The organism is Pseudomonas sp. 18175, assembly GCF_050432925.1.
Classification (GTDB): Bacteria; Pseudomonadota; Gammaproteobacteria; order Pseudomonadales; family Pseudomonadaceae; genus Aquipseudomonas.
In genome coordinates, this window is sequence record NZ_JBKFTO010000011.1 from 138,512 (window position 1) to 154,632 (window position 16,121).

11 protein-coding genes are annotated in these 16,121 nt (G+C 61.7%); 3 read left to right on the forward strand and 8 right to left on the reverse strand.

What is annotated here, in order from left to right:
- Positions 1-132 precede the first annotated feature (132 nt).
- The 7 genes from ACLD1Y_RS16855 to ACLD1Y_RS16885 all read right to left on the reverse strand — a co-directional run bounded on the left by ACLD1Y_RS16855 (position 133) and on the right by ACLD1Y_RS16885 (position 11,135).
- Complete coding sequence (locus tag ACLD1Y_RS16855; RefSeq protein WP_429479006.1) at positions 133-1,662, reverse strand: DHA2 family efflux MFS transporter permease subunit; 1,530 nt, start codon at positions 1,660-1,662, stop codon at positions 133-135.
- Positions 1,662-2,855 carry an efflux RND transporter periplasmic adaptor subunit gene (locus ACLD1Y_RS16860; protein WP_429479008.1) on the reverse strand — a complete coding sequence of 398 codons (1,194 nt, stop codon included), beginning with the start codon at positions 2,853-2,855 and terminating at the stop codon, positions 1,662-1,664. The genes ACLD1Y_RS16855 and ACLD1Y_RS16860 overlap by 1 nt, the downstream gene beginning before the upstream one ends.
- A 15-nt stretch (positions 2,856-2,870) precedes the next feature.
- Positions 2,871-4,322, reverse strand: coding sequence for an efflux transporter outer membrane subunit (locus ACLD1Y_RS16865; protein ID WP_429479010.1), 1,452 nt, complete (start codon positions 4,320-4,322; stop codon positions 2,871-2,873).
- Complete coding sequence (locus ACLD1Y_RS16870) at positions 4,322-4,792, reverse strand: MarR family winged helix-turn-helix transcriptional regulator (RefSeq protein WP_429479012.1); 471 nt, start codon at positions 4,790-4,792, stop codon at positions 4,322-4,324. The genes ACLD1Y_RS16865 and ACLD1Y_RS16870 overlap by 1 nt, the downstream gene beginning before the upstream one ends.
- Before the next feature lie 238 nt (positions 4,793-5,030).
- Positions 5,031-8,702: a translocation/assembly module TamB domain-containing protein gene (locus ACLD1Y_RS16875; protein ID WP_429479014.1), complete on the reverse strand. Its 3,672-nt coding sequence runs from the start codon at positions 8,700-8,702 to the stop codon at positions 5,031-5,033.
- Positions 8,702-10,429 (reverse strand): autotransporter assembly complex protein TamA, encoded by a 1,728-nt coding sequence (locus ACLD1Y_RS16880; RefSeq protein WP_429479016.1) that lies wholly within the window; start codon positions 10,427-10,429, stop codon positions 8,702-8,704. Before ACLD1Y_RS16880 ends, ACLD1Y_RS16875 begins: the two co-directional genes overlap by 1 nt.
- Before the next feature lie 64 nt (positions 10,430-10,493).
- A complete protein-coding gene (locus ACLD1Y_RS16885; protein WP_429479017.1) occupies positions 10,494-11,135 on the reverse strand; it encodes a GNAT family N-acetyltransferase in 642 nt (213 codons plus the stop codon).
- 169 nt (positions 11,136-11,304) lie between these two features.
- On the opposite strand from ACLD1Y_RS16885, the gene xthA reads away from it, so the two are divergent.
- Positions 11,305-12,117 (forward strand): exodeoxyribonuclease III, encoded by an 813-nt coding sequence (gene xthA, locus ACLD1Y_RS16890; protein ID WP_429479019.1) that lies wholly within the window; start codon positions 11,305-11,307, stop codon positions 12,115-12,117.
- Between the two features lie 198 nt (positions 12,118-12,315).
- Positions 12,316-13,647: a substrate-binding domain-containing protein gene (locus tag ACLD1Y_RS16895; protein WP_429479020.1), complete on the forward strand. Its 1,332-nt coding sequence runs from the start codon at positions 12,316-12,318 to the stop codon at positions 13,645-13,647.
- Positions 13,648-13,781: 134 nt separating this feature from the next.
- Here ACLD1Y_RS16895 and ACLD1Y_RS16900 read toward each other — a convergent pair whose 3' ends face one another.
- Positions 13,782-15,011 carry an acyl-CoA dehydrogenase gene (locus ACLD1Y_RS16900; protein WP_135288893.1) on the reverse strand — a complete coding sequence of 410 codons (1,230 nt, stop codon included), beginning with the start codon at positions 15,009-15,011 and terminating at the stop codon, positions 13,782-13,784.
- 152 nt (positions 15,012-15,163) lie between these two features.
- Here ACLD1Y_RS16900 and ACLD1Y_RS16905 point away from each other — a divergent pair, with 152 nt between their 5' ends.
- On the forward strand, positions 15,164-16,099 hold the full coding sequence (locus tag ACLD1Y_RS16905) for a LysR family transcriptional regulator (RefSeq protein WP_429479021.1): 936 nt from the start codon (positions 15,164-15,166) through the stop codon (positions 16,097-16,099).
- Positions 16,100-16,121: the final 22 nt, after the last annotated feature.

The window sequence follows — 16,121 nt, forward strand, 5'->3', positions numbered from 1 at the left end:
CGATAGCTGTGGGTCAGTGATAGATGTACTCACTGACACATTGCTATCGGGGGCAAGCCCCCTCCCACATTTGATTGCATTCCAACATTAGATTGCATTCCAAACTCTGGATTGCATTCCAGCTTTTGTGGATCAGTGGCCGCTTGCCGCCGGCCCCGCCTTCGCCGTAAACGGCGGCTTCGCCAGCCACACCAACAACATCAAGCCCATGAACATCCACCCCAGCAACGTGAAGTAATCCACGGTGGACATCATGTACGCCTGGCTGGTGAGGATTTGGTCCAGTTGCGCATAGGCCTTGTGCCCTGCCCCGCCCAACGCCTGCACCGCATCGCGGGTGGCGGAGTCGTAGGTGGTCATGTTTTCGCTCATGTACGCATGGTGCTGGTCCGCCCGACGAATCCAGATCCAGGTGGTCAACGAGGCCGCGAAGCTGCCACCCAAGGTGCGCAGGAAGGTGGCCAGGCCGGCGCCATCGGCAATCTGGTGCGGCGGCAGGTCGGACATCAGGATGCTCAAGGTCGGCATAAAGAACAGCGCCACGCCGATCCCCATGAACAACTGCACCAGGGCGATGTGCTGGAAGTCCACTTCATTGGTGAAACCCGCGCGCATAAAGCAGCTCAAGCCAATCGCCAGGAACGCCAGGCCCGCCAGCAAGCGCAGGTCGAACTTGTGCGCGTACTTGCCCACGAACGGCGACATCAATACCGGCAGGATGCCAATCGGCGCCACCGCCAGCCCGGCCCAGGTGGCGGTGTAGCCCATCTGGGTTTGCAGCCACTGCGGCAGGATCAGGTTGATGCCGAAGAAACCGGCGTAACCGAGGATCAACACGATGGTGCCGATCCTGAAGTTGCGGTAGGCAAACAGCTTGAGGTTGACCACCGGGTGTTTGTCGGTGAGTTCCCAGATGATGAACACCGCCAGGGCAATCACCGAAATCGCCGCACCAATGATGATGAAGTTGGACTCGAACCAGTCCAGGTCATTGCCCTTGTCGAGGATGATCTGCAAGGCGCCCACCCCCACGATCAAGCTGAGCAACCCAACGTAATCCATCGGCTGGTGACTGGTGACCACTGGGCGTTTCTTCAACTGCGAACGCACCACCATCACCGCAAAGATGCCGATAGGCACGTTGATAAAGAAGATCCACGGCCAGCTGTAGCTGTCGGTGATCCAACCGCCCAGAATCGGCCCGGCAATCGGCGCCACCACCGTCACCATCGCCAATAACGCCAGGGCCATGCCGCGCCTGGCGGGGGGATAGACCGCGATCAACAGCGTTTGGGTCATCGGGTACAACGGCCCGGCGACCAAGCCTTGCAACACCCGAAACCCGATCAACTCGGGCATGGACGTGGAAATACCGCAAAGGAACGAAGCCAGCACAAACAGGATGGTTGCCCACAAAAACAGCTTCACCTCGCCGAACCGGCGGCTCAGCCAGCCGGTGAGCGGCAAGGCAATGGCGTTGCTCACCGCAAACGAGGTGATCACCCAGGTGCCCTGCTCCGAACTCACGCCGAGGTTGCCGGAAATAGTCGGCAGCGCCACGTTGGCGATGGTGGTGTCGAGCACCTGCATAAAGGTCGCCAGCGACAGGCCAATAGTGGCCATCAACAGGCTGGGTGGCGTGAAGGAGGCGTTATTGCTCATTAGCGTTGCACAGCCTTGGGCGCGGCGAGGCTGTTGTCATGGATCAGCTGGGTGATCATGGCGTCGGCTTCGGCCAGTTGGCGGTCGTACACGTTGGTGGTGAAGGTGGCCTTCTGCGGCGCCTGTTGCGCCAATACCGGGCCGCTCTGGTCGTGCAGGTCGACGTTGACCACGGTGGACAGGCCTACGCGCAGTGGGTGTTTGGCCAACTCGTCAGCGTTGACATGAATGCGCACCGGCACCCGCTGTACGATCTTGATCCAGTTACCGGTAGCATTCTGCGCAGGCAGCAAGGCAAACGCGCTGCCGGTACCGGCGCCGAGGCTGTCGATGGTGCCGCTGAACTTGACGTCGCTGCCGTAGATATCCGACTCGATGTCCACCGGCTGGCCGATGCGCATATTGCGCAGCTGGGTTTCCTTGAAGTTGGCGTCGATCCACAGCTGGTCCAGCGGGATCACCGCCATCAACGCGGTGCCTGGCTGCACGCGCTGGCCCAATTGCACGGTACGTTTGGCCACATAACCGGTGACCGGTGCAATCAAGGTGCTGCGCGCATTGGTCAGGTAGGCCTGGCGCAATTGGGCAGCGGCGGCTTGCACGTCGGGGTGGGACGAAATCACCGTGTCATCCACCAGCGCGCTGCTGGTCTTGAACTGTTGCTGCACGTTGGCCAGGGCGTTTTGCGCCGAGGTCAGGTCATCGCGGGCGTGGGACAGTTCTTCCTGGGAAATCGCCCCGCCAGCGGCAAGGTTCTTACGCCGGCTGTAGTTGTCCTGGGCCTTTTGCACGTTGGCTTGCTGCGCCAACACCTGGGCCTTCATGCCATCGACGTTGCTGTACAAACCACGCACCTGGCGCACGGTGCGGGCCAGGTTGGCCTGGGCACTTTGCAGGCCGACGGCGGCGTCGTTCGGGTCGAAGTTGATCAGCACCTGGCCTTCGTGGACCAGGTCACCATCGTCGGCACCGATGCTCACCACGGTGCCGGTAACCAGCGGGGTGATTTCCACCACGTTGCCGTTCACGTAGGCGTCGTCGGTGCTTTCGTTGAAGCGCCCGTAGAGTTCGTGCCAGGCCCACACGCCGGCGATACCGAGGATGACGATCAGCGCCAGGCCGATCAGCATGACCTTGCGTTTGCGTGGGTTGTTGTCTTGCGGTGTTGCGGCGTTGCTGTCGGCAGTGGCCATGACTAATACCTCAAATTATTGCGTACGCGTGGCTGGGGTGGTCGCGGCCACGTTATTGGCGTTGAAACCGCCACCCAGGGCCTGCATCAGTTGAATCGACAGATCGATCTGCGCGGCATTCAGGCTTGCCAGCTGGCGCTGGGCCTGCAGCAATTGCTGCTCGATGCTGAGCACATCCAGGTAGTTACCGATGCCGGAGCTGTAGCGCTGCACACCGGTGTCGTAGGACTGCTGGGCAATGTCCGCGGCATGTTGCTGGGCCTGGATTTGCCGGCCGGTGTCGCGCAGTTGGGCGAGGGTGTTGCCGATGTCGCCCAGGGCTTGCACCAGGGTTTTGTTGTACTGGGCCACGGCCAGGTCGTAGTCGGCGTCGCGGGCATCGAGGTCGGCGCGCAGGCGGCCGCCGTCGAATATCGGCAGCGAAATGGTCGGCGCAATGTTGAAGAAGCGGCTGGCCGAGCCAAACATCGCATCCCCCAGCAACGACTCGGCCCCGGCGCTCGCGCTCAGGTTGAGGTTGGGGTAGAAGCGGGTCTTGCTCGCGGCCACGTTCTTGCTGGCCGCCTCGACACGCCAGCGGGCGGCGATCAGGTCGGGGCGACGGCCGAGCAATTCGGCGGGCAGCACCGACGGCACCGCGACGGCGCTGGGCTTGAGCACGTTGGGACGGGTTAGTTCGCCGCCACGGTCCGGGCCTTTGCCGAGCAACACCGCCAGGGCGATCTTGGCGCTCGCCAGTTGTTTCTCCGCGTCGATCAATTGCGACTGGGAGCTGGCTTCCAGGCTTTCGGTCTGCTGGTACTGGTAGTGGCTGTCGATGCCCGAGTTGAGGCGACGTTTGCCCAGGTCCAACATTTGGCGGGTGCGCTTAAGGTCGTCATTGGCCAGGTCACGCACGATATGCGCCTGGCCCAGGTCGCTGTAGGCCTTGGCCACGTTGGCGGCCAGGGTCAGGCGTGCGGCCTGTTGATCGACTTCGGCGGCGCGGGCCTGGCCCAGCGCGGCTTCCCAGGCGGCGCGCTGGCCACCCCATAGGTCGAAGGTGTAGTTGAAGCTGGCGCCGATATTTCGCACCGTGGCGTAGGCATCGCCCTGGCCCAGTGGGTCCTGGTCTTTGGCCAGGCGCGAACGGCTCACACCGGCGCTGGCGTCCAAGGTCGGCATGCGTGCGGCGTCGGCGGCAAAGGCAGCGGCTTGCGCCTGGTGGGCACGGGCGCTGGCCACCTGCATGTCGGGGCTGTTTTGCAAGGCCTCAACGACCAGGCTGTCGAGCTGTGGGTCGCCGAGGCTTTTCCACCAATCGGCGCTGGGCCAGGCGGCTTGCGAAAGCGTCACGCCACTCAGGGACTTACCGGTTTGCAGGGTGTTGGCGTCGAGGTTTTTACCTTGGGTGTCGAGGCCGCTGAAGTTGGCGCAACCGGCCATGCTCATGGCGGTGAGCACCAGGCAAAGGGCACGTGTGTTCATCATTTACCTACCCGCAGCAGCGTGATCGAGTCACCTGCGGCTATCAGAATTTTCTTGAGGATGCGTTCCAGGTCTTCCAACTCGCCGGGCTCCAGGGAGCCGGCCAGTTGGTTCAGCGCTTCAGTGCCGACATGGGGCAAGGTGTCCGCCAGTTTCTGGCCATCCGCAGTGAGTACAAGCTGCACCTGGCGACGGTCCTGGGCAGAGCGTTGGCGTTCGAGCAAGCCCTTCTGCTCCAGGCGGTCGAGCATGCGGGTCATCGAGCCGCTGTCCAGCGACAGGTGGCGACACAGCTCGGCCGGGGTGTCGATGCCGTAGAGCGCCATGATCACCAATACCTTGAATTGCGCGGCAGTGATGCCGTACGGCTCCATGTGGGTGTCGATGATGCGGTCTTTGAGCAAAGCGGCACGACCCAGCAACAGGCCGAGGTGGCAGTTGTGGAAGTTGTCGGGGGTGAAATGTTTCATTGGGAAGTCACCTTATTACTGCCTAGGCAGTGAAAGTATGACCAGATGTTACTGCTTAGGCAGCGAATGTCAAATGGAATAATTAGCTTGCTTTGTATTTCTTCAGATAGGGAAGTGGAATGCGGACACCTGTGGGAGCGGGCTTGCTCGCGAATGCGGTGGGTCAGTTAACACATTCATTGACTGATCCACCGCATTCGCGAGCAAGCCCGCTCCCACATTTTTACCGTGTACGGCTTTAGAAATCCCGTTTGTAGAAAATGTCGAGGGAGCTCGCCACCCCGCTTGCCACCTCGAGATACACCTTCTTGCTCAACAAATACCGCAACGCAATGGTGCTCGCCGGCTCAAACACCCCCACCCCATAACGCAAGCTGAGCTTCTCGGTGATCTTGCCGCTGGCCACCACCGCCGTATTGTTGCCGCTGCCTTGGGTGTCGAGTTCAAAGTCCTGGATGCCCAGGTTCTTGGCCAGGTCCGAGGTGACCCCGGCGCTGCCCATCAAGCCCAGGCCCAACGCGGCTTGCGCCAACATGTTGTTGTCTTCACCGGTGCTGCTCAGCGGACGCCCCAGTACCAGGTAGGACAGCGCCTGCTCCTGGCTCATGGCCGGTTCTGAGAAGATTTGCGTGGTGGGCTGCTCGGCGCTGCCGCTCAGGCGGATACCGGCGATGATGTCGTCGGTCTTGCGGATGGCTTCGATGTCGAGGTACGGCTGGTCCAGGGGGCCGGCGAACAATAGGCGCGCACGGCGCACGTCGAGTTTCTGGCCGTAGGCGCGGTAGCGGCCATCGTTGAGCCACAGCTCGCCACGGGTGTCGAGGTTGTCACCGATATGCACATGCCCCTGGACCTTGGCGGTGAGACCGAAGCCCGAAAAGTTGAGCTGGTCTTCGCCCACTGCCACGTCGATATCCATGGCCATGGCCATCGGCGGCTTGCCCTCTTCGGTCTGGCTGCCGACGATCACGGTGTCATCCGAGACCTTGACGGTGGACGGTGGCAACTCGCGCACGGTGATATCGCCACGGGGGATCTGCACCCTGCCGGCGATGGCCAGTTTGTCGTCCTTCAGGCTGATTTTCAGGTCGGGCGCCACTTCCAGCACGGCGTAAGGCTCTACCGTGACCGGCAGTTGCGAGCCTTGTAGGCTGAGGTCCACCACCAGCGCCCGGCCCCAATCAATCTGGCCCTTGAGACTGCCCTGCCCGGCCTTGCCGCTGCGCCAGGCGCCATTGAGCTGCACGCTTTCGCCCGCAATCAACGCTTGTACGTTCAGGCCTTCAAGGCTAATGGGCAGCTCTGGCCCCGAGACTTCACCGCCCACCAGGTTCACGTTGCCGTTGACCTGGGGTGCCAGCAGGCTGCCGGAGATGCGGCCGTTGCCGTTGAGTTTGCCGCTGAGGGTCTCCACCATCGGCACAAACGGCCGCGCCACGGCGAGGTCGAGGCCCGCGAGGTTGAACGTGCCGGTGATCGGCTTGTTCTTCGCCAGGGGGTTGATCTGCGCCTGCACCATCAGTTCGCCCAGTTTGCCGCCGCGGAAGTTCAGCGCCGTGTCGATGCGCTTGGGGTTGAGGGTGGTTTCCAGTTTCAAGGTGTCGTAGGGGAAATCCACCCACTGGGTCTTGTCCTTGACCCGCAACGTGCCGCCGCTGGCGTCTACCGACACTACACCTTTGGGGCCGCTAGCGGGCAGGTCGAGTTGCACGTCGGCGTTGAGCTTGCCCTGCCACGCAAAGTCCTTGGGCAAAAACGCCGCCAGGCTGTCGATGGGGAACTGCTTGAGGTGGTAACGCAACTTGGGCTCGGGCATCAGGCGCTGGTCTTCGCCGCACAGGCTGGCCGGGCCGGAGACCCAGCAGTGCGCGGCAAAGGTCAGCTTGCCATCGGCCAGACGCTCGATCTTGGCTGGGGCTTGCAGCTTCCAGTCCTGACCACCGGCTTGCACGTCGCCGCTGGCCAGGCGCCCGCGCCAGTTGCCTTTGTCGAGGTTGCCGTCCAAGGCCAGGGCCAGTTTTACCAATGGACCGGCCAGGTCCAGCTGCACTTTCTGGCTTTTGATATCGCCCTGGGCGCTGGCGGTGAGGGTGCCCACCTGGGTGTCGCCGGATTGGATGCCGCTGCCCTTGAGGTCGATCTTGGCGCGCTGGGCACTGTCCAGCGTCGCATTGAGGGTCAGGCTTTGCAGGCGATTATCGGCAAACGCCAGTTGCTGGCCCTTGAGGTCAAGCTTGCCTTGGGGCGCCTTGAGGCTACCGGCCACGTCGAGGCGGCCGTTGATTTGCCCGCGCAGTTGCGGCCAAAGCTGGGCCAGGCGCGCCAACTTGATGTCGATCTGCCCGGCCAGGCGCTGTTGCAGGCTGCCGCTGCCATTGATGCGGTTGTCGCCCAGGCGAATGTCCAGGTTGGCCAGGGTCCACTGCTCACCCGCGCCTTCGGCCTTGGCCGCCAGCACCGCGGTTTGCCCGCGCAGACGGCCCTTGAGGTCGAGGTCGGCGTTGAGCTTGAGTTGCTCGTTCTTGAACTCGCCCTTGCTGCGCAGCGGGCCGGCCAGGGTGCCGGGCAGTTCCGCGACCCAGTACGCAGGGTTAAGCGCGGAGAGATCCAGCGCGGTATCCCAGGCGATGCCATCGGCAAATTGCACGTTCAGGTGGCCTTCGGCCTTGCCTTGACCGGCGGTGAGTTTCAGCTCGGGCAGGAAGATTTGCTTGAGGTCGCCGCTGAACGGCGTGACCACATTGAACTTGCCTGCCGGACCGTCGAGGTCGGCCGTGAGGTTGCCCAGGTAGTTGCCGTCCTTGTAGGAGATTTCACCGTTAAAGGTGCGCAACACGACCTGGGGCTCGTCGATCAGTGGATAGAGGCGATGCCAGGGGAAGTCCAGCCAGTCGATCTTGGCATCGGCGCTGAAACCTTGTTGCCAATCCAATTGGGCGCTGAGCTTGAGGCTTTGTTTGTCGCCCGCCGTCAGGTCCAAGCCGGCGAGCTGCGCGCCCTTGGCGTCAACCCTGCCTTGCAGCAGCAGGTCCACCGGGCCTTTTTCCGCAGGCAGCACGGCCTTGCCCAGCAATTGGTAGCCGCTGTTCAGATCGCCCTTGGCGGTGAGGTCCAGTTGATTGAGTTGCAGGGTGTCGGGCAGGTCGGCACTGGGCTTGAAGCCATCGGCGGTGATGTGCAACTGCGCGGGGAGGTTATCCGCCAAGGGTTGCAGCTCGCCCGCGAGTTTGGCGGGTAGGTAACCGCTGCTGTCAGCGTCGAGTTTGAGGGTCTTGAGCAGGTCGCCTTCGACCTTGAGCGCGACCGTCCAAGGCGCCCCGCCCGGCGCGTACGGCAGGCTCAGGTTACCGCTGGCGGTCAACGGCCAGTCGCCGATGGGTTGCAATAAGCCATTCAGGTCCAGCACCAGGCCGTCCCGTTGCAGGTGCACCGAGTCGATCTGCATACCGGCGTTGGTCCAGTGCGCCGCCAGTTGCAGGCCCTTGAGTTCTTCGCTGCCGTTATACAGCAGGCTACCGACGCGAACGTCGCCCAACTGGATAGCAATCGGCAGTTTCAGTTCGGGCAACTGGATCGGCCCGCTGCTTTCCTCCGTACTGGGCGCAAATTGCAGGCTGACTCGGTCCACATCCAGTTGATTGATACACAGGGTCATGCGCAACAGGCACGCCGGCGACCAGTCAAACGTCGGCGTCGTGAGTTCGACACGGCTGCCGTCCTGCTGCCATAGAAGATGATCGGCGCTCCACTGGCCACCTAAGTGGCCCTGGAAGTTCTCCACCGTCAATCCCGGCACACGACCCAATGCCCAACGGCTGCCCGCCTGGGTGCCGAGCACCGTCCACAAGGCCAGCAACACCAGGGCGAGGACAGCCACCACGGCCAGCCCCGCTATTTTCACACCACGCATCACAGCTCAGGCCCCATGGAAAAGTGCAATCGAACGCCGCCCGGATCTTCGAGGGCATGGGCCAGGTCGAGGCGGATCGGCCCCACCGGCGAAACCCAACGAACACCGATGCCTACGCCGGTTTTCAGGCTGGGCAGGTCCAGGCTGTTAAAGGAGTTGCCCTGGTCGATAAAGGTCGCGACCCGCCATTTGTCGGTGATGGAGTATTGATACTCGGCGCTCAACGCCACCATGTAGCGCCCGCCGATGCGGTCGCCCCGGTCGTTTTCGGGTGACAGGGTCTGGTATTCGTAGCCACGCACGCTCTGGTCGCCACCGGCAAAAAAGCGCAACGACGGCGGCACCGATTTGTAGCCGTTGGTGGCGCTGCCGCCCACTTGTGCGCGGGCGAGGAAACGGTGGTTGTCCCACAGGGTGGTCAGGCCTTTGACCATGGCCGTGCCGTACAGCAGGTTGGTGTCGGAACCCAGGCCCTCTTTGGCTACCTTGGAATCAAATTGCAGGCGATAGCCGTTGTGGGGGTCGATACGGTTGTCGCTGCGCAGGTACGAATAGCTGATGCCCGGCATCACTAGGTTACTGAGGCCCGAGTCGTTGCCCAGGCGATATTCTTCGCGCTGGTATTTGAGCGAAATCACTCGCGTCCAGCCGCTGGGCAACTTGCTGTGCCATTCAGGGCCTAAGGTGAGCAATTTACTCACGGTGTCGGTGTTGGCGATTTCTTCATTCTGGTAGCCGCCGGCAAACCGCAGTTTGTCGGTGAGGGGCGGGTCCAGCGGAATGTCGTACCACAGGCCGACGTTCTGGCGCGGCGCCGACAGTTCGGCTTCCCACCCGTAGCTATGGCCCTGGGGGTTGACCCAATGGCGGGTCCAGTTGGCCTTGCCGCGTGGGCCGACGTCCGTCGAGTAGCCCAGGCCAAGGCCCATGGTGCGCGGTTTGCGGGTTTCCAGTTGCACGGCCACCGGGATCACATCGTTGGTTGAGGCAGCAGGTGTTGCGTCCACGCGCACGCCTTCAAAGAAGCCGCTGCCTTGCAGGTTCTGGTTGAGTTCGGCGATCAATTCGGAGTCGTAGGGCGTGCCACTTTTGAACGGCACCATGCGTTGCAGCAGTTCGTCATCAAAGGGTGTGTCGCCCTTGAAGTTGACCTGGCCCAAGGTGTAGCGCGGGCCGCTGTCGTAGATCAGTTCAATATCGGCAACTCCCGCCTGGGGGTCTACCGAGAGCTTCTGACTGGTGAAGCGCCCGCTGAAAAAGCCGTAGCGTGAGGCCTGGTTCTGGATCAGACGCTTGGCGTCTTCGTAATGGCCGTGGTTGAGCACGGCGCCGGATTTGAGGTCGTCGCTGACGGGCACGCGAAACGCCTTGAGGTTCGCGGCCTCGCCGTCGACCCGAATGGTCACGTTGCGCAAATGCACCGGCTCGCCGGGGTCGATGGTGAGGGTCAGGCGCGGGTTCTTGCCGCCCTTCACATCGCTTTCGATCTGAGGCTGATAAAAGCCCAAGGCCTGGGCGGCTTTACGCGCCTGCTCCTCGGCACCACGGCTGAACCGCAGCAAGGCCTCTTCATCACGATCGCCCACCCCGCCGATGTAGCCTTCGATGTTGGCTTTCAACGCGTCGTTTGAGGGTTTGATCCGCACGTCCAATTCGCTTTGCGCCAAGGCGCTGCAGCTTGTGAACAGCAGAACCAAGCCGCTGGTGTATCTTCCTGGAAACTTCATAGGCGCGGATGCTACACGAGCTTGGGAGGTTGTTAGAACTCAGACGCGTCTGAAAAATGCTGCCCTAAGCTGTTACAGCCTGTACCACTTGGGGATTGGGGTGAAAAAAAACATGTTCCAGGATAGGTCCTACGGCAACCTCGCCGATTTCCTCATAGCCCTGGCGTTTGTAGAATTCCAGGTAGCGAGAATTCCCCGTGTCGAGGACCACACCGGATGAATGCGGGTCTTCGGCGCACCAATTGTGCACCGCCTCCAATAGCTGCTCGCCGTAGTGTTTGCCTTGGAATTGCGGGTGAATCCCCAATAACGGCAGCACATGCACCGACTCGCTGGGCAGGCACGCCAGCACCGCGTGATGGTAGTCCAGATAGCGCCGGGTACCGCGCACGCCGGTGCTCAGCCACATGCGCAATTGCCAGGCCCAGCTCTCGGTAATCCCCAGGCGCCGTTGCGGAGGAGCAATCAAGGCGATGCCGATCAAGCGGTCGTTGACGAACAGGCCGATGGCGGGAAGTTTCTGAAAGAAATGCTGCTTGACCAACTCACGCACGGTGGCGCGAACCCGCTGTTCGTAGCCTGGGCGCTCAGCTTCAAAGATGTAGGCGAAGGTCGGCTCGTGCCGATACGCCTGATACAACAGTGAACGGGCCTCGCGGGAATAACCGCTATTGAGCAAGCGAATGTCTGCAGTTGTGTCCGGCATACCATCAATCTCCCTGGGCGCGGCTCAAAGGGCCACGTTCTTATGGGTACGAACCTACACAGCACGAGTCGTTCCCAGACATTAGCAGTGCAACTGCCCTACCGCCACGCTGGCCCCCGTCCGACTTGTCGGCTAGCATCGCCCTTTTGCCAAGACCGGACTGCCGACCATGAAAATCGTCTCCTTCAATATCAACGGGCTGCGCGCCCGCCCTCATCAGCTGGCGGCACTGATCGAGAAGCACCAACCCGACGTGATCGGCCTGCAGGAAACCAAGGTCCACGATGACCAATTCCCCCTCGCCGAAGTACAGGCCCTGGGCTATCACGTGTACTACCACGGACAAAAAGGCCATTACGGCGTAGCACTGCTGTCGCGCCAGCCGGCGCTGAGCCTGCACAAAGGTTTTGCCAGCGACGAAGAAGACGCCCAGCGCCGGTTTATCTGGGGCACCTTCGCCGATGAAAACGGCAACCCGATTACCATCATGAACGGCTACTTCCCCCAGGGCGAAAGCCGCGACCACCCCACCAAGTTCCCGGCCAAGCAGCGCTTCTACGAAGACTTGCAACAGCTGCTGGAAAGCCAGTTCAGCAATGAGCAAGCGCTGGTGGTGATGGGCGACATCAACATCTCCCCCGAAGATATCGATATCGGCATCGGTGCCGACAACGCCAAGCGCTGGCTGAAAACCGGCAAGTGCAGCTTCCTGCCGGAAGAACGCGAGTGGATGGCCCGCCTGAAAAACTGGGGCCTGGTGGACAGCTTCCGCCACCTTAACCCTACCGTGGCCGACCGCTTCAGCTGGTTTGATTACCGCAGTCGTGGGTTTGAGGATGAGCCTAAGCGTGGGCTGCGCATTGATGTGATTTTGGCGTCCAATGGGTTGTTGCCGCGGGTTAAGGATGCGGGGGTGGATTACGAGTTGCGGGGGCTGGAGAAGCCTTCGGACCATGCGCCGATTTGGCTTGAACTGAGCTGATTTCAAGCTGCGCGCATTCCTAATGTGGGAGCGGGCTTGCTCGCGAAAGCGGGGTGTCAGTCAACTCATTCGAGTCTGACCCGCCGCTTTCGCGAGCAAGCCCGCTCCCACATTTTGCCCTCTAGTGTGCCAGTCATATTTGTGAAACCTGCCTGACTTATTCTCGCGGCACTCCCTTTGGCTTAAGAAGGTGCCGGCATGAGGCTGCGCGTTCTGTTCCTGCTGGTCCTGTTTCCCCTGTTCGCGGTTGCTGCCGCCCTTCCCGTTCCTGACCAAGGTCCCGCGTTGCGCATCCAGGGTTCCAACACCATTGGCGCGGCGCTGGGACCGGCATTGGTCAAGGGATTGATGGAGCAGCAGGGCTTACAGGCGGTGCACAGTGAACCCGCCGAAGGTGGCATTGAACAGCGCATCATCGGCAAGACACGCCAGGGCAAGACGGTGATCATCGAAGTCGCTGCCCACGGCTCCAGTACCGGGTTCAGTGCGTTGAAAAAATCCAGCGCCGACCTGGCCGCGTCGTCCCGGCCGATCAAGGACAGCGAATTGGTCGACCTCGAACCCCTGGGCGACCTGAAAAGCCCCGGCGCGGAACAAGTGATCGCCATCGACGGCCTGGCCATTATCCTCAACCCGCAAAACCCATTGAATACCCTGAACACCGAGCAACTGGCGCAGATCTTCAATGGCGAAGCCAGCACCTGGGAAGCGCTGGGCGGCGTCGGCGGAGCTATTCATTTATATGCGCGGGATGATCAGTCCGGCACCTACGACACGTTCAAGGAGTTGGTACTGCGCCTGCGTGGCAAGCCCTTGGCCGCGACGGCGCAGCGCTTCGAGTCCAGCGAGGCGTTGTCCGACGCGGTCAGCCGAGACCCGCAGGGTATCGGTTTTATCGGCCTGCCCTATGTGCGCCAGGCCAAGGCGGTGGCGATTGTCGACGGCGACTCACAACCGATGCTGCCCTTGAACAGCCTGATCGCCACCGAGGACTACCCGCTGTCGCGGCGGCTGTTTTTCTACCTGCCGCCGTCGGCACACAACCCTTGGGCCAAGGCACTGGTGGACTTTACCCAGGGCAGCAAGGGCCAGGCGATTGTGGCGGCCAGCGGCTTTATCGCCCAGCAGGTGCAGGCGATGGCGGTGGAGGCGCGCTCGTCGATGCCTGATGAGTACCAAGCCATCGCCCGTGAAGCGCAGCGCCTGACCGTGAATTTTCGTTTCGAAGAAGGCAGCGCCAGCCTCGACAACAAGGCTCGCCAGGATTTACAGCGGGTGGTGGTGTACCTCAAGGCCCACGGCAAGCTGAATAAACAGGTGACGCTGGTAGGGTTTGGCGATGCCAAAAATGACCCGCAGCGGGCAGCGCTGCTGTCGAAGTTGCGCGGCATGGCGGTGCGCCGAGAGTTGGTGAAAAGCGGCGTGGTGCTGAGGGATATCCGCGGGTTTGGTGCGCAGATGCCGGTGGCGGCGAATACGGCGGATGAGGGGCGGATCAAGAATCGGCGGGTGGAGGTTTGGGTGTACTAAGGGCTGGGATTTGTGGTGTGAATACTGGCCTCTTCGCGAGCAAGCCCGCTCCCACATTAGACCGCATTCCCATGTTGGAACTCGGTCAAGTGTGGGAGCGGGCTTGCTCGCGAATGCAGGCAGCTCGGTCTTAATTATTGCCCACTACGCAGCAACTCCCGAGGCACATACTTGCCCAACTCAAACTTGCCAATCGCCGCCCGGTGCACTTCATCCGGGCCATCTGCCAGGCGCAGGGTGCGTTGCATGGCGTACATGTAGGCCAGCGGGAAGTCGTTGGAAACCCCAGCGCCACCGTGGATCTGAATCGCACGGTCGATCACCTTCAGCGCCACGTTCGGCGCTACTACCTTGATCTGGGCGATTTCGCTTTTCGCGACCTTATTGCCTGCGGTGTCCATCATGTACGCCGCTTTAAGGGTAAGCAGGCGCGCCATGTCGATTTCCATGCGGGAGTCGGCGATCTTGTCGATATTGCCGCCCAAGCGGGCCAAAGGTTTACCGAACGCGGTCCGGCTGACGGCGCGTTTGCACATCAATTCCAGCGCACGCTCGGCCATGCCGATGGAGCGCATGCAGTGGTGGATTCGGCCTGGGCCAAGGCGACCCTGGGCGATTTCAAACCCACGGCCTTCACCGAGCAGCACGTTTTCGTACGGCACCCGCACATTATCGAACAGCACTTCGGCGTGGCCGTGGGGCGCGTCGTCGTAGCCGAATACCGGCAGTGGTCGTACGATTTTTACGCCGGGGGTGTCCACCGGCACCAAGATCATCGAGTGCTGCTGGTGGCGCGGCGCATCGGGGTTGCTCAGGCCCATGAAGATCAGGATCTTGCAGCGCGGGTCGCAGGCGCCGGAGGTCCACCATTTCTTGCCGTTGATCACCCACTCGTCACCCTGGCGCTCGGCGCGGGCGGCCATGTTGGTGGCATCCGAGGAGGCCACGTCCGGTTCGGTCATGGCGAATGCAGAGCGGATCTCACCGCGCAGCAGCGGTTGCAGCCAGCGTTCCTTTTGTTCTTCGTTGGCGTAGCGCACCAACACTTCCATGTTGCCGGTGTCGGGGGCGGAGCAGTTGAACGGCTCCGGGCCCAGCAGGGAGCGGCCCATGATTTCGGCCAAGGGCGCATATTCAAGGTTGGTGAGGCCTGCGCCCAGTTCGGATTCAGGCAGGAACAGGTTCCACAGGCCTTCGGCCTTAGCCTTGGCTTTCAACTCTTCCATGATGGCGGTGGGCTGCCAGCGGTCACCTTCGTTGACCTGGCGCTCAAACACCGGCTCGGCCGGGTAGACGTAAGTGTCCATAAACGCGGTGACGCGTTCACGCAGTTCCTGAACCTTGGGCGAATAGGCGAAATCCATGAGCAGCTCCCTTCTCTGAGAGGTTGTTTAGGTCATGCAATCGATGCTAGAACAGCGCTGATAATTTACCTAGCCTATTCTCGGCGTGTATTAACATTCATCACCGATATATGATCGGGCTATCGCCACCTAACAATAAGAGCGCATCGCACATGAATCTGAGCAAGGTCGACCTCAACCTGTTTATCGTCTTTGACGCGATCTACACCGAAGCCAACCTGACCCGCGCCGGGCAGATCGTGGGCATCACCCAGCCGGCGGTGTCCAACGCGCTGGCGCGCCTGCGCGAGACTTTCAACGATCCGCTGTTCGTGCGCACGGCCCAAGGCATGGTGCCCACGCCGATGGCGCAGAACATCATCGGCCCAGTGCGTAACGCGCTGTCGTTGCTGCGGGTATCGGTACAGGAAAGCCGCATTTTCAACCCGCAGCAGGCGGCCAAGACCTATCGCATCAGCATGACCGACCTCACCGAGGCAGTGATTCTGCCGTTGTTGTTCCAGCGCCTGCGTCGCCTGGCGCCGACGGTGGTGATCGAGAGTTTCCTGTCCAAGCGCCGCGAAACCACCAAGGAACTCGCCGCCGGCCGCCTGGACTTCGCCGTGGATGCGCCGCTCAATACCGACCCGCAGGTGCGCCACGTCAAGTTGATGGAAGACCGCTACGTGTGCGCCATGCGCAAGGGCCACCCGCTGGCGACCAAGGACAAGCTGACGCTGGATGATTACCTCGGCCTGACCCACATTCACATATCCAGCCGCCGCAATGGCTTGGGCCATGTGGACCTGGCGTTGGGCAAGATGGGCCTGCAACGCAAGATCGCGCTGCGCTCCCAGCATTACCTGATGGCCTCCCAGGTGCTGCAGCAGACCGACATGGTGATGACCGTGCCCGAACGTTTTGCCCGCCGCCATGAACTGCATTGGTTCAACCTGCCGGTCAACGATGTGCCGCCGGTGGAAACCCATTTGTATTGGCATGAGAGCACCGACCAAGACCCGGCAAACCGCTGGATGCGTGAGCAGATGATCGAGTTGTGCCAGCAGGTGACGGCCCATGAGAAGAAGTTGGATGGCAAGCAGGCTTGACCTGTGGTGGGGGGGGGGGGGG

What these genes read in the sequence shown, in the direction of transcription:
- ACLD1Y_RS16855 (WP_429479006.1), bottom strand. Translation starts at nt 1,662, where the DNA reads ATGAGCAATAACGCCTCCTTCACGCCACCCAGCCTGTTGATGGCCACT.
- ACLD1Y_RS16860 (WP_429479008.1), bottom strand. Translation starts at nt 2,855, where the DNA reads ATGGCCACTGCCGACAGCAACGCCGCAACACCGCAAGACAACAACCCA.
- ACLD1Y_RS16865 (WP_429479010.1), bottom strand. Translation starts at nt 4,322, where the DNA reads ATGAACACACGTGCCCTTTGCCTGGTGCTCACCGCCATGAGCATGGCC.
- ACLD1Y_RS16870 (WP_429479012.1), bottom strand. Translation starts at nt 4,792, where the DNA reads ATGAAACATTTCACCCCCGACAACTTCCACAACTGCCACCTCGGCCTG.
- ACLD1Y_RS16875 (WP_429479014.1), bottom strand. Translation starts at nt 8,702, where the DNA reads ATGCGTGGTGTGAAAATAGCGGGGCTGGCCGTGGTGGCTGTCCTCGCC.
- ACLD1Y_RS16880 (WP_429479016.1), bottom strand. Translation starts at nt 10,429, where the DNA reads ATGAAGTTTCCAGGAAGATACACCAGCGGCTTGGTTCTGCTGTTCACA.
- ACLD1Y_RS16885 (WP_429479017.1), bottom strand. Translation starts at nt 11,135, where the DNA reads ATGCCGGACACAACTGCAGACATTCGCTTGCTCAATAGCGGTTATTCC.
- xthA (WP_429479019.1), top strand. Translation starts at nt 11,305, where the DNA reads ATGAAAATCGTCTCCTTCAATATCAACGGGCTGCGCGCCCGCCCTCAT.
- ACLD1Y_RS16895 (WP_429479020.1), top strand. Translation starts at nt 12,316, where the DNA reads ATGAGGCTGCGCGTTCTGTTCCTGCTGGTCCTGTTTCCCCTGTTCGCG.
- ACLD1Y_RS16900 (WP_135288893.1), bottom strand. Translation starts at nt 15,011, where the DNA reads ATGGATTTCGCCTATTCGCCCAAGGTTCAGGAACTGCGTGAACGCGTC.
- ACLD1Y_RS16905 (WP_429479021.1), top strand. Translation starts at nt 15,164, where the DNA reads ATGAATCTGAGCAAGGTCGACCTCAACCTGTTTATCGTCTTTGACGCG.